This window comes from Phormidesmis sp. 146-20, from assembly GCF_052939475.1.
On the sequence record NZ_JBJPHT010000014.1, the window covers coordinates 86,308 to 107,627 of the forward strand.

Annotated in this window: 17 protein-coding genes and 1 pseudogene; 3 read left to right on the top strand and 15 right to left on the bottom strand. The window is 48.1% G+C overall.

Translation table 11 applies throughout. The features are described 5' to 3' along the window. Positions 1-68: 68 nt before the first annotated feature. From ACKFKH_RS13820 to ACKFKH_RS13850, 7 genes and pseudogenes are all read right to left on the bottom strand, one after another. Positions 69-905 carry a potassium channel family protein gene (locus ACKFKH_RS13820; protein WP_446858888.1) on the bottom strand — a complete coding sequence of 279 codons (837 nt, stop codon included), beginning with the start codon at positions 903-905 and terminating at the stop codon, positions 69-71. A gap of 6 nt (positions 906-911) precedes the next feature. After that, the gene (locus ACKFKH_RS13825; RefSeq protein ID WP_446858889.1) at positions 912-1,538 is read right to left on the bottom strand and encodes a DUF3611 family protein; all 627 of its coding nucleotides are present in this window, start codon (positions 1,536-1,538) and stop codon (positions 912-914) included. Positions 1,539-1,653: 115 nt separating this feature from the next. Next, the gene (locus ACKFKH_RS13830) at positions 1,654-2,514 is read right to left on the bottom strand and encodes a formate/nitrite transporter family protein (protein WP_446858890.1); all 861 of its coding nucleotides are present in this window, start codon (positions 2,512-2,514) and stop codon (positions 1,654-1,656) included. A 95-nt stretch (positions 2,515-2,609) separates the two neighbouring features. Continuing rightward, on the bottom strand, positions 2,610-3,542 hold the full coding sequence (locus tag ACKFKH_RS13835; RefSeq protein WP_446858891.1) for an S-layer homology domain-containing protein: 933 nt from the start codon (positions 3,540-3,542) through the stop codon (positions 2,610-2,612). A 257-nt stretch (positions 3,543-3,799) separates the two neighbouring features. Continuing rightward, positions 3,800-4,570: a PRC and DUF2382 domain-containing protein gene (locus ACKFKH_RS13840; RefSeq protein WP_446858892.1), complete on the bottom strand. Its 771-nt coding sequence runs from the start codon at positions 4,568-4,570 to the stop codon at positions 3,800-3,802. Between the two features lie 116 nt (positions 4,571-4,686). Beyond that, the gene (locus tag ACKFKH_RS13845) at positions 4,687-4,830 is read right to left on the bottom strand and encodes a glycoside hydrolase 100 family protein (RefSeq protein WP_446858922.1); all 144 of its coding nucleotides are present in this window, start codon (positions 4,828-4,830) and stop codon (positions 4,687-4,689) included. A 119-nt stretch (positions 4,831-4,949) separates the two neighbouring features. After that, positions 4,950-5,130: pseudogene (locus ACKFKH_RS13850) on the bottom strand (hypothetical protein); the annotation flags it as partial. A gap of 48 nt (positions 5,131-5,178) precedes the next feature. Here ACKFKH_RS13850 and ACKFKH_RS13855 point away from each other — a divergent pair. The 3 genes from ACKFKH_RS13855 (at position 5,179) to ACKFKH_RS13865 (ending at position 6,349) form a co-directional block, all read left to right on the top strand. Next, a complete protein-coding gene (locus ACKFKH_RS13855) occupies positions 5,179-5,310 on the top strand; it encodes a hypothetical protein (RefSeq protein ID WP_446858893.1) in 132 nt (43 codons plus the stop codon). A gap of 82 nt (positions 5,311-5,392) precedes the next feature. After that, positions 5,393-5,542: a hypothetical protein gene (locus ACKFKH_RS13860; protein WP_446858894.1), complete on the top strand. Its 150-nt coding sequence runs from the start codon at positions 5,393-5,395 to the stop codon at positions 5,540-5,542. Positions 5,543-5,950: 408 nt separating this feature from the next. Continuing rightward, on the top strand, positions 5,951-6,349 hold the full coding sequence (locus tag ACKFKH_RS13865; RefSeq protein ID WP_446858895.1) for a hypothetical protein: 399 nt from the start codon (positions 5,951-5,953) through the stop codon (positions 6,347-6,349). A gap of 70 nt (positions 6,350-6,419) precedes the next feature. Here the strand turns inward: ACKFKH_RS13865 and ACKFKH_RS13870 are convergent, their stop codons facing one another. From ACKFKH_RS13870 to ACKFKH_RS13905, 8 genes are all read right to left on the bottom strand, one after another. Beyond that, positions 6,420-7,643, bottom strand: a complete 1,224-nt coding sequence (locus ACKFKH_RS13870) for a glycosyltransferase (RefSeq protein ID WP_446858896.1) — start codon at positions 7,641-7,643, stop codon at positions 6,420-6,422. Further along, positions 7,640-9,037: a phthiocerol/phthiodiolone dimycocerosyl transferase family protein gene (locus tag ACKFKH_RS13875; RefSeq protein WP_446858897.1), complete on the bottom strand. Its 1,398-nt coding sequence runs from the start codon at positions 9,035-9,037 to the stop codon at positions 7,640-7,642. The genes ACKFKH_RS13870 and ACKFKH_RS13875 overlap by 4 nt, the downstream gene beginning before the upstream one ends. Before the next feature lie 28 nt (positions 9,038-9,065). Further along, complete coding sequence (locus ACKFKH_RS13880; RefSeq protein WP_446858898.1) at positions 9,066-10,448, bottom strand: thioester reductase domain-containing protein; 1,383 nt, start codon at positions 10,446-10,448, stop codon at positions 9,066-9,068. Positions 10,449-10,475: 27 nt separating this feature from the next. Then, the gene (locus ACKFKH_RS13885; protein ID WP_446858899.1) at positions 10,476-10,829 is read right to left on the bottom strand and encodes a phosphopantetheine-binding protein; all 354 of its coding nucleotides are present in this window, start codon (positions 10,827-10,829) and stop codon (positions 10,476-10,478) included. A 212-nt stretch (positions 10,830-11,041) separates the two neighbouring features. Continuing rightward, positions 11,042-12,685, bottom strand: coding sequence for a PfaD family polyunsaturated fatty acid/polyketide biosynthesis protein (locus ACKFKH_RS13890; RefSeq protein WP_446858900.1), 1,644 nt, complete (start codon positions 12,683-12,685; stop codon positions 11,042-11,044). Between the two features lie 147 nt (positions 12,686-12,832). Next, positions 12,833-18,763 (bottom strand): PfaB family protein, encoded by a 5,931-nt coding sequence (locus ACKFKH_RS13895; protein WP_446858901.1) that lies wholly within the window; start codon positions 18,761-18,763, stop codon positions 12,833-12,835. A gap of 50 nt (positions 18,764-18,813) precedes the next feature. Then, positions 18,814-20,553, bottom strand: coding sequence for an SDR family NAD(P)-dependent oxidoreductase (locus ACKFKH_RS13900; RefSeq protein WP_446858902.1), 1,740 nt, complete (start codon positions 20,551-20,553; stop codon positions 18,814-18,816). Between the two features lie 25 nt (positions 20,554-20,578). Further along, complete coding sequence (locus ACKFKH_RS13905) at positions 20,579-21,319, bottom strand: hypothetical protein (RefSeq protein ID WP_446858903.1); 741 nt, start codon at positions 21,317-21,319, stop codon at positions 20,579-20,581. Position 21,320: the final 1 nt, after the last annotated feature.

Sequence of the window (21,320 nt, forward strand, 5' to 3'; positions counted from 1 at the left end):
ACTCCTAATACACACTCTCAATGCCTAAACCCTCTAGTAAAAAACAATCAATATTAAGCAAGTGGTCACTACTCTAAGTCGGATTGATCAACCGATGACTGAGACATCCGATGATTGCGAGATAGTTTTTGAATTTCTGTTCGTAATGCAAAAATTTCTGTCTGTAAGGTTTGTATGGATGCTGCGCCAGCGATCTCTGCTTGTTCATTTTCGGCATCTCGACCTACAAAGAAAGTAGCAAGCGTAGCGGTCACATACCCGAAGATAGCAAAGCCATACACCGCCAACATAAAGCATAAAATACGACCCTCCGGCGACCGAGGAAAATAATCCGATCCCATTGTGGTTATCAGCATTGCAGTCCACCACAAAGCAGTTCCGTAGCTCTCCAAGCCATTCGGCATGTCTCGCTCGAACGCATACATTCCCGCCGCACCGATCAAAATGACGATTGTTGTTGCAGCCATAACATAACCAAATCCACGTCGTTGAAAACTCGCACTCAGCGATCGCATTCCTCTTGTAGTGCGAGTCATCACACCTAACAATCGGACTCCTCGCGCTGCCCGCACGGATTGCAATGCCCTTACTACCCGGACAATTCGCAGAGTGCGGAGGGCAGGCAAAGCCAACGAGCAGACCGTTAACCAGTTTCGCTGAAGATAAGCGCGTTTGTGAGGAGCCAGAGCAAACTCTAATAAAAAATCAAAAATAAACAGAATCCAAATCGTAATGCTAACCGCGTCAAGAAATGGATTAAGTCCCCAAATGAGTTCAACAATAAATAGAGTGAGCCATACAAAGCTCAACACTAGCATTGGCAGATCAAGCCAATCTTCAAGCTGTTGAAGAACTTCGCTCCGGGCTTGCGATAGAGAGTGTTCTGGCGGTTGCATGGGCTTCATGCTTTATTATTCATGCTCTATTGTCGTTTTGACCGTAGCGACTGAGGCGATCGTGCCTAAAAAATGCGCCGTAATGCCAACCATATTTGCCATCGCCACCAGCACATCAAGGGGGCGAATAATCCGGTTCGGCGCGTAAAGGGCAGCACCCTGGGGCATCGTGATGGACTTAGACAACAGCACCCCCAATGCCGCTCCACCTCCCAAAATAGTGAACCCCATGCCCACAAATCCTACGATAATAGCAATTTGTAAGACTTTCATCACGTCGCTTTTTTTCGGATGAAGGTCTGGATTTGGATTGCGTAGGCGACGGGCAAAACGAAGTTGACGAAACGCCAGGTAGGACGTGAATAACAGTGTCAGAACCCCACACACTGCCCAAAAAACTCCCACTCCTAATCCCGGTGTTGCAGCATCGCGAAAGTTGTAAACGGGTGCCCCTGGGACAGGAGCGATCGCGGCCTGGTTAAAATTGCGGCCTGCGATCGCAAACAACAACATCATTCCTGCTGCAAGGGCCAGACCCAATTGAGTCACCAAACCAGACCACCCAATCAGGCGCAAGATCTTGCCAATAACCTCTAACTTATAGAATAGAGAATCGCTTTCAATGTGTGCCGACGTTTGCATTGTAGTCCTCTTAAAACACTAGTTATGTAGTCTGTACATTAATCTAGAATAAGGCGAACAACAACTCCCTGTAGAGCGATATAGAACCATCCCATTGGCATAAACCTGAACTCGACTAATCTTTATAACGCGCCACTTGAGCATGATTCAGTGCAGCAACCAATGAAACTCCACCCACAATATTACCAAGCAGTGTTGGCATCAAGAATTGTCCAAAATACTGTGCCCAAGTCGCTGTGCCAGTCATAACCAAGTAAAGGACTTCAACTGATCCAGCAATGCTGTGTGGAAACTCAGCTAATCCGACTAAAGATGTAATGAGGATAATCACCCAGAACTGAGAAGCTTCTGCCGATGGCAGCAGCCAAACCATTAACGCAATTAACCATCCAGCAAAAACTCCCTGGCATAACATTTCTAGTGTTTCACCTTTGAGAGCTTCTAACCCGATTTCAGTAAAGGTATGTTGTACCTCGGTTGAAAACACATTGATGTTTCCAATCACGATCGCAAATAGCGCCGCACCCGTTAGATTGCTCAACAACACAATCGACCACAGTCGCAAAACCTGCAAAAATGCCGCTCGACTCGGTTGAGAAAGAAGCGGCAAGATTGCTGTCAAGGTGTTCTCTGTAAACAGTTGCTGGCGACCCATCACCACAATCACAAAGCCAACGCTATAACCGAAACTCGCCACGATCGTACTCCAAGACTGATCCGGCAAATTTGCTCTCAGCAAACCTTGAGCCACCAGTGAAAAGCCCATTGATAATCCTGCTGCTAATGCAGACCAAGCCAGTGCAGAAGTCGGGCGACGCAGTTGATATTCTCCTTCCAGTCGAATCGTTTCATGGATCATCAATGCACTCGGACGCAGACGTTCAATAATGCTCTGCCGCTCCTGTGGACTCAATCCAATTTCTTGCTCAAATCGCTCCTCCGTGGGTGGATTGCTCTGCTCTTGAAGTTGGCTCATCGTATTCCTTTTATCTTTCAATGCGTAACTCGCTTGATGCTCGATCGTAATCCAATCCCTGATCCTGAGCCTTTAACTCAAGGAGCGCCTTACCGTCAGCGTGGCCTTACAACGTACTGAACAGCAGGCTGATTAGGGATTGGTTCAGCCCGACCTTGACTCACCAGAGCTTGATAAACTAAAGCCGCCATCTCTCCACGAGTCGCAGGTTGATTGGGGTTCAAAATTCTAACATTCGGATGGTTTACGACAATGCCTGCTCTCGTTGCCGCTGCAACCTCATCGATCGCACTAGCTGGAATCCGGTTTGCATCTTGATAGTATTGGTTCACCAATGCAGAGGGCGATTGAGTCTTAGGTTGATTTGCGGTGTTTGGGGTTACTGGTGTTGCGGTGTTAGGTTGAGGATTTGCAGCAGCGACCACAGGCCGGATCAGCGGCGCTAAAAGCATGGTGGATGCCATTGGCAACATCAGCCCTCGTCGCCTAGCTTGTCGGGGGCGAGTTGATTGATTTGAGACAACAGGGGGTATGGGTTGCGGAGGCGTTTGTGCTGCCTTTTGCAAATCTAGATTTCGCGCTAGTGAGGCGATCGCTTCGACTTTAGTCACAGGCTGCCTCGGACGAATCGAACCGCCCGGATAGCTGGAGATAAAGCCCGTTTCGTAGGCCTCCTTGATTGCGGGGGCTGCCCAATAGCCTTGAGGCACATCCTTAAACGTGCTGCCACTCTCAATGCTTCGCTCTTTGGGTTGATCAAACGCACTGCGAACGATCGCGGCAAATTCATCTCGCTCAACAGGACGATTTGGGCGATAAGTACCGTCTGGATATCCTGTAATAATGTTACGTTCAGCTAACTGGGCAATGAAGGGTTGTGCCCAGTGGTCTGAAGTATCTGGAAAGTTTGCGTTCTGAGCCGTAGCCGAATTCGACAGCAAAGCGGCGAAGGGTACAATTGTAGCTGCTAAGACTCCGATCGTAATCGCTCCGATCTTTGCTTGGTTAGTTAACTTCAGTTTTAACATGGTAGGGCTTTCACGTTTCGTTGCTTGAAGACTAGCTTTTCTTGATAAAGCATTCCTCCATCAGGAGGATGAAGTCAAGCCCCTAAAAACGGATACGGTAGAGGCTTGCACTTATTCGCACAAACCCCTACGCCGATTACCCAGAAAGTCTGCTTTTAACGTTCACCGATCGGTTGTCCCTGTGTATCAACATCCAGTTGTTCACGACGAATCGATTCTTCTGCGGTCACGGTGTCTTGTTCAACTTCTTTTCGTACTCACACTTCTTCCCGTACAAAGGCTTCTTTGCGAATGTCAGGCGTTTCCTCGTACACATCCATGTGAGCCACCTCTCCTTCTCGGAACGCCGCATCGCTAGGGTTGATCGCAGTTGGTTGAGTTGGAGTAGTGCAATCGATGACGACTCGCTCCTTTTCGATAGGAACCGTGGTTCGCGCAGTTGTGGTTTCAACGTGCTTGCCGATCGAGACTTCTCCCGTTTTCTGACGCTTTTTGCTGGTAATCAGGCGTTCTTCGTAGAGCTTCAGTCCTTGGTGATTGCTCAAATCATATAGGTCTGCATCATCTTCGTAGCGGTAGGTATCTGAACTACAAGGCAATGACGTTTTGGAGGTTTTTTGCTTGCTTTGATCTTTCGCGAGTCCGGGTGTCAGACCAATCGGGCGATAAACGTTTCGCACCTGTTCTTCGTAGTTGTAGTCGATCTTGTCCAACTCATCGTAGTTTGGCAATTCTTCAACTTGTTCTTTGGTCATGCCACTGACGTAGATGCGATTGTCACTGTTGTCAACGTTAGCGCAACCCACGGGAAGTAAAACTTTTTTGCCAAACACCCAGAAGCCAGTATCAACAACAAAATAGCGGATACGCCCATCTTGAGCATCAACTAAAATGTCATGAACTGAGCCAACTTTGTCGTTTCCATCTGCGTAAACGCTAAAGTTCTTTAGGTCATCGATATCGAAACCATCGCTCGTGGATGTGCTGCGATAGTCTGGATAGAATTCCTTGAATTTCATAAGTGCCATTACATTGTCCTCCATGTTTGAATGTGTTGCGTTAGGGAAATAGTGAATTGCACTATCTTTAGTGTTGAAAGCAAATGTGACTCGAAAGTGACAAGCTCAGAAAATGATGTTCGTGCTTAAAAAGTAATCAAATTGAGATGAGCCGGATTGCTCATTAGTTCTTTCGCTGCTATCAATCCCGAAATACTCCAAGTTTGGTACAATCGTGCTTCTTTACCAATCAAACGACCCGATCGACCATAGCGCTTGGATGACTGGATGACTAGTCAGGTGATGCTGACTACAATTCGTCCAACTAAGGAATTGTAGGACTTCTCTTAATATGCTTTTAGGCATTATTTAAGCGTTTTAGAAAACTGTCTCAGTTCAAGCAGGGTAACTACTCAGGTTGAGGGATAGTCGGATTGCCCAGGAACACTTGCTTAAGTGCATCCAACACATTTAATCCTTGCTTCTTGAGCGTGGAAATGTAGCCGCGAATGCGACTAAACAATCTGCGCCCCTTCGACTGAGCGAAACCCACCAGATATCTTCTGTTTCAACTTCATCATCCGCAAGTCCACCAGAAGAAATCGACCAAAAAGCCCAACTAGCATACCATTTATAGCGTGATTAGCGCAGAGCGCAACTCCGAAGGAACCGTAGCGAGAGAAGAATTACAGCAATCTCCAGCCTTGACTCCTAAAGCTGCGATCGTAATCGAGCAACTCTGGAACCACTTCGAGCAAACCGGAACTTAGGAACTTGAGGGTGAACAGGATTACAATTTTCGGGTTGAGAACGGTTGGCTTCTGGTTGTTCCAAAGGAGCCTTCGGAGGAAGTTGTTGCGATCTAGTCGAGATGGGCAAGTCCAGTCTAGCTTTGAGCCAGAGCGGTATGGACATTTCATGGAACGATGTGCGATCGCCGCTGACAATAGTAAAGTTTCCGCTTGTGAGAAAATTAACGCCCAGCAACGAGAGTTAGGTTAGTCACTACGGATTGACTTTTTATGTTATTGATTGGCTGTAACTCTGAAATCGGATGCTGTCGCTCATTCCTCTTGCAGGTGATCAAAGGGGGCGAAGTAGCTTGGCAATAAACGATCTTATTTAATTCACGATCCTAAGCACCGAATTCTCACCACTCAAACAGGATTTCTATAGTAATCATGGAGAAAATGATTAGTCATAAAAAGTAGTGTCTGTGACTGACTGCTTTTAGTAATTTCTGGTAATATACGATCATAAATGCACGATGCTTACTGGCTAGTGTCGCTGACTACCTTCGGCTCGATCTACCCATCCCGAAACAACCTTTTCTCAATTTTCACCACTCCAAAACGTTGAGTTAGCCCAATTTATTGAGCTTGATTTGGCATCCTACTTAAGGAGATGATAATGCTCAATCGTTCTCACGGACTTCTACCTCTGATTGCCTTTGGCGTTTTAGCACTGGTTGCAGCGACGATCGTTCATGCGAGTTCTAAACCTGTTGCCTCACAGTGGACTAATGAATCCGCGACTAATGTTACATCCCAAGTTAATCCACAAGCTAATCCACCTCAAACTATGAACCCAAACAACAGTTCTTCCGGCTCCTCCAACACTGGCACCACGACCTCCTCGTGGAACAATCCCTGGGGAAGTGGTCAGGTCATCACCAATCCAGACGGTAGCACAACCACCACCTGGAACAATCCCTGGGGAAGTGGCCAGGTTACAACTCACCCAGACGGCACCACAACTACTACCTGGAACAATCCCTGGAGCCGAGGCCAAACTGTTAGCCCCCGCTGACCAAAATTTGAAGTTGTCCAACACAGAGTAGAGATTCCTGATTGATTGACTGAATTTTAATCTACTAGCGTCAGCTAAAAGGAATTTCTACTTCTGTAGGTTGGGCAGCAGATTGACGAAAGAGAACCTGAATGCTTTTTGTGGCACTGATTTGATAGATGATCCCTTGCCATTTGAGTGTTTTCGTCAGCAAAGCCGCTATAAATACTCCAGTCTGAACGAACTGAGCAAAAGGAATGGCAATTGAACATTGAGCGATCGCGCCCATAGAAATACCAGTTCGTTCTCCCTTTGCCCGCACAACTCCCCGTTGCAACAAGCTAACCAACACCGCAATCATCACCGTGTAGAACGCCAATCCAGACCCCACCCAAATCAAGGCTGACCGCTGACCTGTTAGCGCCGCGATCGCAAGTAGAATTATAGCTCGTCCAATCACCAGAGTATTAATCACACTGGCAATCAAAGTGCCCCACCAGGCTGAATGATAGAGCCGAACCATCACCATCTGACGAGTTGCCCAACGCCAAAAGCTAGAGAACTTACAGGCTTGAGACTGAATCATCATCACCGAGGGCACAAATTGAATGCGTTGCTTTCGTTGTCGTAAAACACGATGCAAAGGCACCCCATCAGAAAGCGCCTGTTTCCAGATTTCTAGTAGGTTAGTTTGATCAATTAAATCAGTTTTGAAAGCGATCGACCCACTCCAGGGAATCTGATTAAAGTACATCATCACCACATTAGACGCATTCCATAAGTAGCGGAACGCATTCCCCATTTGACCTTCAGGGCTATACCAACTGTTTCCGGTCGTTGCTCCAATGCGATCGTTCTCTAAAGGAGCCACCAGTTCTCGGAGCCAGGTAGAATGTGGAATCGTATCAGCCTCAATCAGCACCACAACTTCACAATCAGAATCGAGAGATGCGATCGCCTGAAGCAGTTGGCTACACTTGAGACTACAAGTTTCTAACCGTTCTTTAAGAACCTGTACTTGAGCGATCGTAGATTGGCTGATAATTGGCGTAATCACTTCCCAAACCGGATCAGTAGAACTTTCTACTACGATCAGCACCGTATAGTTGGGATAATCTTGATAAAGCAAGCCTTCTAGACAGTCAGATAAGCTGCGATCAACTCCCCGCAAACAAAGAACCACCGTTACTTTAGAAGCAGATAACTCTCCTAACCGAGCAGGCTTCAAGCGTTGGACGAATAGGACAGTGAACAGAATTTGAATTAGAGTTAGAATTACTAAACTAAAAAAGACGCTAATGGCAAGTTCGGTCATAGCTGCTCACTAATGGATGCTTTGAAACGGTTTGGAAGGACAGGCTGACAGGCTTCAGATAAATAGGTCAGGGTGCTGTCAGCTAGTTGCTCAACAGTTTCTTGACTCAGTGACGGTTGGGCAAACATGAAGTTTAAGTTTATTTTGCCTGCATAGGTAGACACACTGGCGGAAAGAGATCCTGCGTAGAAGATATTGGAAACCGTAAAGTGAATATTCTCTAGCTCAAATGAACCATATTGTCTAGGAACTGTAATCTGACCCAAATTTGTCAAGAAGACAGTCGAATTAACTTCGTCAGGGTGCGATAGATAGTACTCGGTAAAGAATTTGGATGTTAGTGGAAAGCGAAAAATATGTCCCCATTTAATATTAGATTGTATGTTGCGCTTAACCTGTTGGGCGAGGTTCCAGAGAGATGTTTTAGCAGCGATCGTATGGTAAGTAATCACCGAGGTCACAAACAATCCGAGTTGGCGGTCGTCAGCGCAGTTTTTGAGTCGTCTTCTCAAGTCGATCGCAGACTGACAATTGACACAAATCGGGCGGTTGCGATCGGGCGTGATCTTTTCAGCCGCCGCTAACATCATCGCCGCCGCCAAAGCACTGTGAACCGTCGTTTTCTTCTGCTGACAGTGGTCGATAATCTTTTGAGTCAGGGCGTGATCTATCTGACGACAAATCAACCCAGTTGTGCGATCGCTCAGGGAAGTAGACTCCTCTAAGGGAATATGTTCTGGACGACGTTTGAGACGCTGAACTATCAACCCCAAGCCAAAAAGGATTGCATTCAATCTGCCCAACCAACCCCTTGTCCAGGCTGGTAGAAATGACTCCAGAGCAGGCAGTAGAGGCGCTCTAACGACTTCGATCGGCTTGCCTTCTGTGACTTTCTGGCAATAAATTAAAAGCTCTGAATGCAGACGAACACAGGATAAGCCATCTGAAATTGCGTGATGAGTGGTTGTGATCAAATGGCACGAGTCAGCTTGTTGGGCAGATTCCACTAAAACGGCTCTCAACAATCCTTTTTGCGACTCGATCGGTTCGTTGATCTCTTCGCAGGCGATCGCTTGCCACTGCTGTTTGTGTGCACCAGTAACTACTCGTAACGGTAGCATTGAATCACCGTGATCGAAGCTTAGATTATCCAGGGAACCAACAATTCGAGAATTAAGTCGGGGGTGTTGTTGTTGAAGGTGAGCGATCGCTTGTCTCACCAGGCTAGGACTAAGTGAACCCTTGATTTGGCTAATAGTAATTACATTTAGACTGCCAGAGCCTTGACGGTTTAGCATTTCCATCATTTGCTCATTGGCAGCAAGAAGCCTGGACTCAGTTCCTTCAGGGTTGCGCTTTGCGCTAAACGCGCTTCGAGTGTCAAGTGGCAGCATGGTGAACTGTTGAAATATGATTGTTATCTCAGCTACGGAACCATTGCTTGAGTCGGTGGAAAGGCAGTAAGAGCTTTAGTGCAAGAAACCTGGAGCGTCCCAGCGTCTCAGCATTCAGAAAGTTATTCTGAACGAAGTAGAAAAGGTAAGTAGTCATCAGCTTACGATCGAAGGGAGGGCAAACAATCGAGCTTCCTACCAAAGCTTTCAGCGTTGCTTGACAATCGAGAATCGGTGTTCTAGACCGCTGATACATCTCTGGAATGGTGAGTTGTTCGTCAGTCCACGGTTCCAAGAAAAACGGTTTCAGGGTTGATAGAGCGTTGTCTTGCGATCGCGTGGCTTCAACTAATCGTGCTTGCCACTGATCATAGGGAAGATACTCAAACAGACCTTTAGAACGACTCTGTTGCTGTACTTCAGTCACATGGACTGGGTTGGGGTTAGTTAGATGAAAGTTTTGTCCTAGAGATGTTGGCTGTTGGGAGAGGTAAGCGATCGCTTGAGCCGTGTAGTCTACTGGAGACATGCTAATCAAGCTATCTAATATCGGCCAGCATTTCATCTGAACACAGCCTTTGATCATTAGACAGGTGAAGTCCTTCAGATTCCAGGCTCCCGTCTTGCTGTGTCCAGAAATTAATGGCAAACGATAAATACAAACAGGCAAACCGCGCGATCGAGCAGACTGAACTAGCTTCTCAGCAACCCATTTTGTTTTGGTATAGCCCAGGGCAATTCCTTCACTGTGGTCAACTGAATCTGCCTCAGCTACGATTTTACCAGCGTATGCCGGAGACTCAAACACTGCATAAGTAGAGGCATAGTGGAGCCGTTTAACTTTGGTCTGACAAGCCAGGCGAAGGACTTCCTGCGTTCCCAAAACATTCATCGGCTTTACCACCGAGTAGGGGAAGACAAAATTGAGAGAAGCGGCATTGTGATAGATTACATCAATGTCAGCCGACAGCGTTTCCCATAGTTCAGTAGGAATGCCCATTTGTGGCTGTTCTAGATCACCCAAAACAGGAATGATTCGAGAACTAAAGCGATCGTGCCAGATACCATACTCTTTGAGATTCTGTTGAATGCGCTGTTTACCTGCTTCCAGACTGTTTGCCCGGACTAGACAGTAGAATGTAGCATGAGTTTGATTCAGCAGTTCAACCAGCAGAAACGCTCCTAAAAAACCAGTTGCTCCGGTGAAGAAAATCGATCGCGGGTGGATTGTAGTTTCAACAGGCTTACCTTGAGGAGAAATCGCTGAGTCGAGAATTGCTTCAGTTTCCAAATCCACGGCTGTCGGACTAGCAATGCGACGAGTTGTTCCCGTTTTTTCTTGAAGTCGCTGTACCAGCCGTTGTCGTTGTTCTGGAGAAAGATTTTCGATACGAGTTGAGAGGTTGGTCATGGGTAGTGTGGTACTAGAACTTTGCTACTAGGTTTGCTGCTCAATTTCTGCCAGGGCTTGAGCCAGAGTTTCGTCGTCGATCGCAGCTAATAGATCAGCATCAGAGGCAGCTTCTTCAGCAAGACGTTCTGAGAGGGCAGCGATCGTGGGGTAATGCCACAACAAAGTAGGCGAAAGTTGAAATCCCAGAAACTTTTCGGCACGACCCGCAACGGCTAATGCTTGAGCCGAGTCTAAACTATAGTTCTCAAAGGTTTCTCGAACATCAATTTCACCCGGATCAACCGCCAACTGCTCGGCAATCTGCGCTACAAACCAGGACTGAATATTGTCTGTGGTCTTAGGGAGTTGAGCGATTGTGTCAGCACTAGACTGGTTCATTTGCACTTCTCCAAATTTAACAAAAGTGATCGTGACGATAGCTATCCTATTTGAGCTGTGAGAATTCGGTGATTGGTAGTTAGTAATCAGTCGTAACGCTAAGAACAAATGACTAAGAACCCGTTCTTTAACGTTTCTCACAAATGATTCAAGGTGGCTAGGGAGGCTGATCTTTCTAATAGTCCCCAGTTAAGCAGAGCAATCCAACTTTTTCATCCCTCATCCCTCCTCGGTCGATATCGACTATAAACAGCCGGAAAATGTAGTCCCTGAACCTTTAGACCTTGTAGACGATGTAAGAAAGCGGCTCCAGTCATGATTTGAAAGGCAACATCGACGACTCGGCGATCGCTCGGATTCTCCAAATAAGATCCTTTTACCCAGTCGTTGAAGGCTCCCATTGCTGGCCCACACCAGATTTGATAGTCGAGTTCTCTTCCTTTTTCACCAGAGTTTGACCAGCGAGACGATAAGCCTAGATACCAGCGAAAAATTAGTGCCATCTTACGTTTTGGGTTGTCCTCGGCGCGCGTGATCTGGTCGGGATCTCGTTGGCTAAAAAACTCCACAGTACCTGCCCAGACTTCATCCAAACTACGGCGAAAGATTTGCTTTTCTAGTTGTTGTCGATCGGCGATCGGAATCTCGTCAATGCTCTGATAGCGGTTGTAAATCTCGTAGAGCTTTTGTGCTCGGACTGGAAAGAGGGTGCCTTTTTTTAACACTTGTAGTTTGACACCCATCTCAAACATATCGGCTGCGGGAGCCATCATCACATCCGGCATTTCAGCCTGAGCTAACAGTTGTTTGGTGTGGGGAGAAGCCGCCGCTTCAATGCAAGACTGATTCACTGATCCAGTTACGACATAAGCAGCCCCCATCGTAAAAGCCGCGAGTGCTGATTCTGGAGTGCCAATTCCGCCCGCCGCGCCGATTCTGACGACTTGTTCGTAGCCACACTGTGCTTGAATTTCGTCTCTTAGATTAAGAATGGCGGGGAGTAGGCAAACCAGCGATCGATTGTCAGTGTGTCCACCCGAGTCGGCTTCTACAGTGATGTCGTCTGCCATTGGCACTTGTTCGGCCAGCGTTGCTTGCAGTTCAGTAATTAAGCCTTGTTCGACCAGTGGCTTTAGTAGGTGAGGAGGAGCAGGTTGTAGAAACTTGGCGGCAACTTCTCGACGAGACACTTTGGCAATTACTTTGTTTTTGATCTGAATCTGATTGGCAGAATTTAGGGTTAGTCCAGCAGCCCGGTAGTAGACAATATTGGGAGTCAAATCGAGAAAGGCAGAGGCTTCTATTGTTCTGACTCGATACTTGAGAAACAGATCAACGGCTCCGCGTTCTAAGGCTGGCTCACTGGGACTGTGGATGAGATTGAAGGCATAGGGCCCGATCGGTAGCGCAAGCTGAATTCGATTAATCGCTGCTTCAATTCGAGAACGAGGAACACCACCTGCGCCAAAAGATGCCAAAATTCGCTGTCTGCCTAAAGCAATCACTAATTCTTCAGAAGCAATCCCTCCCGCCATTGCGCCTGTTGTGTAGGCAAACCGAACCCCATGAAAGCTGAGAAAGCTCGGATCGCCTAACTGTTGAAGGGTCATAGCGGGGGAAGTGAGGAGGCAATCGACCTGTGCTGTGTTGCCGTTGCCGTAAGCAAGATGTCCAGTTTGGGTAACGCCTATTTGCCCATTGATGCAGACGATGTGACAGGGGTGTTCGAGGTCTAGTAGTTTTGATTGAATGCCGATCGGGTCGAAGGTAATGTCATCAAACGCTACTTGCCAGGGTTGTGCCTGTTGGGTGAGCGCTTTGGAACTGTGGATGCCGTTGGGGGTGAGGGTGAGCATAGGGGAGGGATGAGGGATGAGGGATGAAGTCTAGTAGGGGCACTGCTCACAAAACTTGTGGTTCAAAGCATGTGCTGGGTGGTGAACTACAATTGTGTGTTTTCAGGCGTTGCCAGGTGAATCGCTCTAATACTTAATCGCTAATACTTAATCGCTAATGGTTTGCTCGACTAGGCGAGTTCCTAGGTTTTTGATGAATGAAATGGTTTTGCCCTCGAAGATGACGGAAGCATCGGCTTTCAGGTAAGGGGTGGGTTCTAGACCAATTTCGGTGATTTCTAGCTGATAGGTGAGGGTGCCAGAAGTGGGGGTGACTTGGCCACGGCTGCGACCAGATTGGGTGAGGTGCATGATGGGGTCAAATTTGGCGTTTTGGGTGCGAGTTTGTAGTCCCAGGTAGAGAGCATAGAAGACAGAAACTTGAGAGCAGCCTTCTCCAATCAGCGTACCAGGTAGACAGTAGTCGTCTTTAAAGTGACAGTTGAAGTACCAGTGTTCTGGATTCAGGTCTTTTTCGGCAACAATGAGTCCTAGTCCCCAGGCTCCACCCGTGGGATCGATCGCTACAATCCGATCGACCATTTGCGTCAAAGGTAATGGAAATCTCAGGGCAGGATTGCGATCGCGAGGATGGTAGTCGGCTCCAAAACAAGAGAAATTGCCTTCACTGAGTCCAATCAGATCAGCCTTGTCGAAGTAGGTTTTTGAACAAGGCAACAGTGGCTTGAAGGACTGTTTTTGAATTTGGTTACGGGCGGCTTTTTCTCGATCGCTCAAGGTGACCCCTTGCCCTTTTTTCAGTTCGTCGTCAGTAAAGAATCCTGCGCCTCCACGGGCTTCGAGAAACTTGCGATCGCCCACAAAGATTTCAAACTCAAAGAAGTACAGCAGCGTATCGCCACTTCTCACAAACGACGTAATCTGTACACAGCAGCGAATAGTTTCACCCGGTTGGGGCAAGTCTCCAACAAAGCTAGCAATGCCGTCTAGGGCGCGATAAACCCGTTCTCCTTTAATCTCAAAATCGATGCCCAGGTAGCTGATCAAAATCATGTTGCCCTGGCAGGCCTCGATAAACATTGCACAGGGAACGGGATAGCCTGCTGTATCAGGAAGGTCAAACTCAGTTTCGATAAAGCAGGGTTCAAAACAGCCTCGCTTTGCCTGCATTTTGGTGACGCGACTAATAAATAAGTAGGGCGGCATGGGGAGGCGCACCCGTCGAGGATAAGTATCTACGATCGCATACTCTGACCCAAACACTTTAGACAGCTTACCTTCTGCAAATTCTAATACCTGGGCTTCGTCAAAAATTAGGGGGCGATCGAAGGAAGTTGCAGGTTGAGCAGGGGGAGGCGTAAGTTTAGTAGGTTCTTTAGGGGTATGGCGAGGCGGGTAAGCTTGTCTTCTGTCTATTGTCTGTTGTCCCTTGTCTCCCGTCTCCTGTCCACTGTCTCCTGTCCTATATCCTGTGTCGTTTGGACTGCCTATCATCTGTTGCAAAGCACTGACTTGAAGTTGGATCAGGCTACTCAATTGCTGTAGTGATTCCTGGCGAGTTTGTAGGAAGGTACGCTGAGTTTGAGTTGTGAGTGTGAGGTTTTCTCTAAGCGTTTGGTAGAGCTTGGACATAGGGCGGAGAGAGGTTGAAGACAAAGAATAAAGCCGTTCTAGAGCGGGAATCGCCTGGGGTAGCGGGTCGCTGGGCTTGCGATAAGGAAAGAGTGGACTCTTAGCGGGGCTGCTCTGAGTAGAATCAGGCGACCTGTACTCCGCAAAGATTTTCCGATTTTCCTCAGTGAGAATAGCGGCTCGAATGTCCTGACCTCCCAAGGTCACAGTTTTGATCAGCGATCGAGCCTTACGATCGACGATGGGAGGATACAGAGAAGACAAATCAACGGGAACTTGATGGCTCACCAACTTGGCTAATAGCCGCACGATCGACACCGCATCTTCAACCCCTCTCGTCACAACGGGCATCGTAGTATGAGGCTTGTGCTTCAGGGTTTCTCGAATCCAACGAGAGCAGGTGCCCCCTGGGCCGACTTCTATAAAAATTCTGGCTCCGTCAGCATAGACGCGATCAACTAGACGCGGAAAGTTCAAAGGTCGAGTTAGCGCTTCAGCAACATTGTGGGCAATCTTCTGACTATCTAAGATCGACTTGTTGTAAGTAGCAGCCGTGTAGAGATTTACGTTTTCAATCTTCTGCGTAGGCAACACCATCCACCTGGCAAACTCATTGTATTCAGACCGCATGGGTTCACAGTGCAGCACATAGTTAGCAGGTGCCCGAAAAGATTCACACTCCAGGCGATCGATCATCTGCTGACAGCTTTTAGCATCTCCAGCAACGACGACTTCATTGGGAGTATTGATGTGGGTTAGATACACGCGATCAGTTTGCTTCAAGGCTTCCAGAACACGATCAGCCTTCGTCATCACAACATAGGTACTCCAAAAATCGTCGCTGGCGGTCTCCTGACTGGGGGGCAATCCCCAATAGTCGCGCACAGCATTTTTAGGGCCAGAAAGCCTTGTCTGAAACAATGGAGAATCATCTGCACCGTGGGCAATAGATTCTGAACTTGTCCAAACATTGAGCGAAAACATCATGCTCACTTCGCCCAGACTGTAACCAAAAGCAATTTTGGGCTGCACCTGAAAATGATCTTTGAGCATCGCTGTCGCCGCCATCGTCGAGAGCGTACCAGCCATCAGCATATTGTTAGCGTCTCCGATCATTTGGAGTTCTAACGCTTCTAGTTGCCGCACTGACAAAGCTTCTAAACTGCGGGGATACAAGGCTTGATTAGATTGGTGAGATTGCTGTTGCTGAAGGTTGGTTTCCCCAAATAAAGTCAGCTTGTCGAATAAGTTGGGAAATAATCGGTAGGATTCTCGCCCCATACCGATGTAAGACGTAAATGCACCCGGATACACAAAGGCAACATGCCCCCCTTTACCCAGGGGATTCGCGGTGAAGTAGCTGCCTAGCGGTGTTTTCCACTCTCCATTCTGCTCAAAGGCTTTGGCAATTCCACTTCGGGCACGCCCGACCTCACGCCGAATGTCCTCTTTGCTATGCCCCACGATCGCTGCTGTGTAAGTAGGACTAGACTGAGCGCGAAATGCCTCGAATGCTCTTCCAGAAGCAATGACGAGGGAGGAAGACTGATCCAAAATCTGCTCAAGACCCGCTAGCTGATTCAGAATGCTGGCGCGATCGTCACCTGCGATCGGAAATAGCCGAAACGGAAGCTGTTCTAGCACCCGATTACTTCGGCTGGACTGGTTGGGATCTTCTGACAAAATTACGTGGGCATAGGTGCGATCGAGTCCCAATCCGTTAATTGCGGCAGTGCGTTTGAGGGCGCGATCAGGCACTGACCAGGGTCGAGAATCTGTGGCAACATAGAAAGGACTGCCCTGCCATAGTTCTGGCTGTTTGGGACGTGACCAGCGAGGGGTTGCGGGAATGTAGCGGTGATAGAGACAGAGTGCTGTTTTGATCAGACTTGCCATCCCAGACGCTGAGAAGGTGTGTCCAATGTTGGCTTTGACGCTGCCGATCGCACAATTCAATTCAGCCGCCGATTGATAAGCACGAGTTAGTCCCGCAACTTCTGCCGCATCTTCTTCAGCAATCCCGCTGCCAAACATTTCTACATAGCCTACTTCGTCGGGCGTAATGCCTGCTTGCTGAAATGCTTGCTGACAGGACTGATCAACAGCTTGGGGCTGAGGCGACAAAGGTAAGTTGTTAGAGCGCGTTGGCTCATCTTGTACTAGACTAATCGCATCAACTACCGCATAAACGCGATCGTCCTGAGCAGTGTCCAGACGCTTGACGACGACGGCTCCCGCTCCTTCTCCGACCATCCAACCATTGCTGGCGCGATCGCAGCCCAGGGTAGCTGTTCCCGTATTCAGGGGAGCAATCTGGCTTCTGAGTAAAACATTCTCAACCCCGCCAGTCAGGTCAACCGCTCCTACTAAAACAGCATCCACCGTACTATCAGACAGTAGCATTTGAGCAACTTCTAACGCTTTGAACACAGAATTCTCTTCAGCAGAAACCGTGAACGTCGGGCCTGTGAAATCCCAGACCGTAGAGATCCGGCTGGCCATAATGTTGCCAATAAAGCTAATGCACTGATTTACCTGCATCGGCCCCTTTTGGAAGCCTTCTTTGAGAATTTCTTCTAGTTCCTCTTTTTTCTCAGGAGGTAGAACAATGCCCACTTTAGCCAATGCTTCTTCTCCCTGCCAGAGCCAATCACAGCGGGCCCGATGTTGGTGAGACGCAAGCTCAGTAGACATCGCCACAATCACCGCCACATTAGCTCCTTCTTCTAGCCCAGCATCGCGGAGCGCATCGTCGGCTACTTTGAGAATCAACAACTGCTGAGGAATGGGCTGATCGTTTGCGTCGGGAGGAATGCGAAAATGCAGATAGTCTAGTTCAAATTCTTTGATATAGGCTCCCAGCGGGGGTTCAGCATTGGGCAAGTCAGCATCCGTCATCAGCGATTGTAGTTTCTCAAACCCCCGCCAGCGATCGCTGGGTAGCGGAATAAACTGCTGAGATCCGTCATAGATACAGCGATCGAAGGCATCCAGACTATGACACTGACCAAAGAACGCATCCATGCCAACGATCGCGAGTTTGGGCAGTTCTACTGGGTTAGTGGGAGGAAGAATTTTATTAGAAGTTCCGTGTTCTAGTACCAGGTGAGAATTGGTGCCCCCAAAGCCAAAAGCACTGACAGCAGCGCGTTTTATCGGAGTTTGGCTATTCCAGGGGGTGACAGATTTGACGATCTGTTCAGGTGCGATCACATTGTTAACAGAACTCAGTGGCTCCTGAAGATTGAGCGTCGGCGGAATCACTCCTTCATTCATACTCAAAATCACCTTGAGCATACTGGGCATTCCCGCAGCTGTAAGTAGGTGCCCAATGTTGGATTTGACGGAGCCGATTTTAGGCTTGCCGCCATATTGCCCAAAAAAGGTATCCATTGAGTTGAGTTCGGTACGATCGCCCAGGGGCGTACCTGTGCCATGACATTCGACATACTGAATCGACTGCGGATCAATGTCTGCCGCCGCGTAGGCCCGCTCAAAAGCTAGTACCTGACCTCTGGGGTTTGGGCTAAGAAAGTGCTTGCCTCTGCCATCATTGGAGAGTCCCAGTCCGAGAATTGTGGCATAGATACGATCGCCATCTCTGACCGCATCACTATAGCGTTTGAGCGCCAGCATTCCCGCGCCTTCTCCCGTCATCAAACCACCAGAATCCTGATCCAGTGGGCGACTGATGCCATCATCGGAGTAAGCCTGAAATAGCGAAAACGCCGTATGCGTCATGAAGGGATCAGTGCAGCTTACGGCTCCCGCCAACATCAAATCAGCTTTACCAGAGGACAAGTAGTGACACGCCAACTTAACTGCATAGAGCGACGACGCACAGGCGGCATCCAGTGAAAAGTTAATGCCAGAAAGTCCTAATGCCTGGGCTACGATCGCCGACGGATACCCGGCCGTTAGCCCATTCAAAATCGACATCTGATCTGGACAAGGCAGATTGTTGAGCTTGAATTGAGGTTGATTAAAGAGTTCTTGAACGGCTGAAGCAATGATGCGTTGATAGATGGGGGCAATCAGTCGATAAGAAAATCGCGTCGGTGAAGAAAGGTTACCTAAAATCACGCCACATTTAGCAAGAACAGAAGCATTTTCTAAGTAGCCGCTGTCTTGTAAAGCTTGTTTGGCAATGTAGAGCGACCATTGATAAATGCTGTCTAAGCTTTGAAGAATTTCGGGAGCAATGTGATAGCCTGCGGGGTCAAGCTCAAAATTCTTAATGTAGCCACCCTTCATGCAGTAATACTTGCCCGTTTTTCCCGTTTTTCCCTTGACTGGATCGTAAAAGATTGCGGGATCAACGCCCATTTGCTCTGCGGTGGAAAGCGAAATAGAATCGGTTTGATTGATTAAGTTTTGCCAGAACTCAGCAGGGCTTTTGGCATCGGGAAAAAGGCAAGATAGCCCAATAATCGCGATTTTCTCCATGATCAATCTCCTGATACGATTCCCTGCTTTCAGGGATGGGCAACTTGCGGCTAGACGGTTGTGGTCGAGGACGATCGCTCAAAAAGCTGGTTAAGGCGATCGCTGATAATCATTTTGACTCCAGACAGACGGGCGTAGACTTCATTCTCCTGGTCGTATGCGGTGATGTTGGCTACGATTTCGGTTTCGGTTTTGAGTTGCAGTTCCATCACGGCGTAAAAGCGCTGCTCAAAGGCGATCGGTTTGAATTGAGTAATCTGCTGAATTTCTAACGGCAACGCCCCGGTTTGATGGAAGTGTCTCAACCAAATCAAAATACTTTGAATGCCCACATCCTGAATGTAAGGATTGAACATTTCTGCTTGAAATTGTCCTTGATCTTTTGCCGCAATTCCAGGTAGAAAACACTGCATGATTAAGTGTTTTGAAGTGATATTCAATACCTGCTCAATTCCTTGAAAAGAGGCTCCATGAAACAGCGTTTTATCTTGATAGTAAGACTGTCCAGAAATGGCGCTGCCAGACTCATTGTTGAAAGCATTGTAGATGGGTGCGGGTAGGGCTTCCCGGCGCAGTGTCACCTGACCACTGTAGTGAAATCTCAGCTTTTTGAGTTCTGGTTCACTCCAGATTCTCACATCAAACTGAATCTCGTTATAGAGTTTGGCAACTTCTTGCACATCGACAATAAACTCTTCTGGCTGAGTCCGATCGAACACAATGCCTTTGAGAACTTTGAAGGTTTCCAGACCAAAAAAATGGTAGCCAGGGTAAAGATGTTCGCAGGTGCTAATCATCCAACCAGCCGCGCACATCGCAGGTAAAACGGGATGTCCCCCAATGACGTGATGCTGTAAAAAAGGATTGCGATCGCTCGTCAGGGTACGATGAATCCGATGTGTTTTGAGTTCTGTATCCAGAGGGTTAGCCTGTCGAGTCAGAGGACTCCCGATCACAACTTGAGCCGCTGTGTGAGCCGTTACCTCTTCCACAAACAGTTGTGCCCCGACCTCTAGCGGAATGACTTCTATTTGGCGTGCGGCAAAGGCTTGTTTGAGTTCGGGTGTGACCATGCCGCTATCCCACGGGCCCCAATTGATCGAGACAACGTGACATTGAGGATGGTGTTGTCGAATCAGATGAGCCGATTTGTTGAGAATTTCGTTGGCGATCGCATAGTCTGACTGTCCTGCGTTGCCGTAAAATCCAGCTACTGATGAGAACAATACGAGATGCTGAAGTTGGTTTGGAGAAACGCAGCTTAATAGATTTTCTAGTCCCTGAACTTTGGCAGCATAGACTAACTCAAAATCCTGTGCAGTTTTGTTCTCAATTAGCTTGTCGGCAAGGTTTCCAGCGCCGTGAACAATGCCTGTAATTCGTCCCAGTCGATTTACGACACCAGACAACTTTTCTTGCAGGGCGGGTCGATCGGTCACGTCTACACTGAGATATTCTGCGGATCGATTTAACTGGGCTAGTTGTTGCAAGGTAGCCTCAATGTCGCGTCGGGCAGTCAGTGCCGTGAGTTGTTTCTGAACTTTGACGGGAGTTGGTTTCTCGCCAGTTTCGAGCAGTGCGGTCATTGCCCGTTTTTTGAGTTCAGCTTCGTCAAAACAATTCTCTGCCCAGGTAGGCTCTGGTGTCGCGATCGACGATCGTCCCAATAAAATCCACTTACACGGATACTGTTGAGCGAGTCGGAGTACACATTGAGCCGTCACGCCCCTTGCTCCACCACTGACTAAAAACACGGATTCTGAATCGATTTGAGCAATCACATTAACCATAAGTGCCCCGACTCCAAGCTAGTTGTTAACTCATTGTGCTGACTTCTGCAATCAGCGTGGCTCTACCTTGCTCTCCGTAAGCGACTTCAGCAATCCCCCGATCGGGATCATGTAACTCAGCAAGAATACACTGGGCGGATTGACCAAAATCTAGACGGGGGCTAAGGTCGATCGCTCGACAAAACACCGATTCCCATTCAGCATTTAGCGTTTTGGTGAGTCCAAACAATCCCGCACTGATTGCACTAAACTTGAGCCGCTGACTTAGACCAAATGCGCCATCCAGTCGAGCCACTGTTAGAAAACAAGCGCGACCAACAGACCGGGGTTGAGTCAGCGATTTTTTGAGATGTTTGGCGATTAAAAAGACCTGCTGAACGATCGCCTTGTCTACTTCGGGAGCCTGGATTCCAGCATTCTGATAGTCCTCTAGACTGGGATTTAGGTGAATGAATGCGCCGATCGGGCCGTAAGTGTCTGCGATCGTGTTGAGTTGCCACTTTAACTGATCTTCGCTCCAGCCGTCCATTACGACTCGATTGATTCCCTCTGCAATGGTTGGTTTGGTCACCAAAGCGTGTGGAAAGCTCAAGACGACGACCTTCCAACCTTGCTGGATGAGAGACTTTGCGACTTTCATGGTCATCGGGGAACCCTCATCGGTCAGCAAACAAATCTGGTCTTTGGGCAGGGCAAAATCGAGGCGATCGGGATCGGGCAAAAATTGCAGTCTTACAGTCTGACGACGAATCGCATGGTTGGGCAAC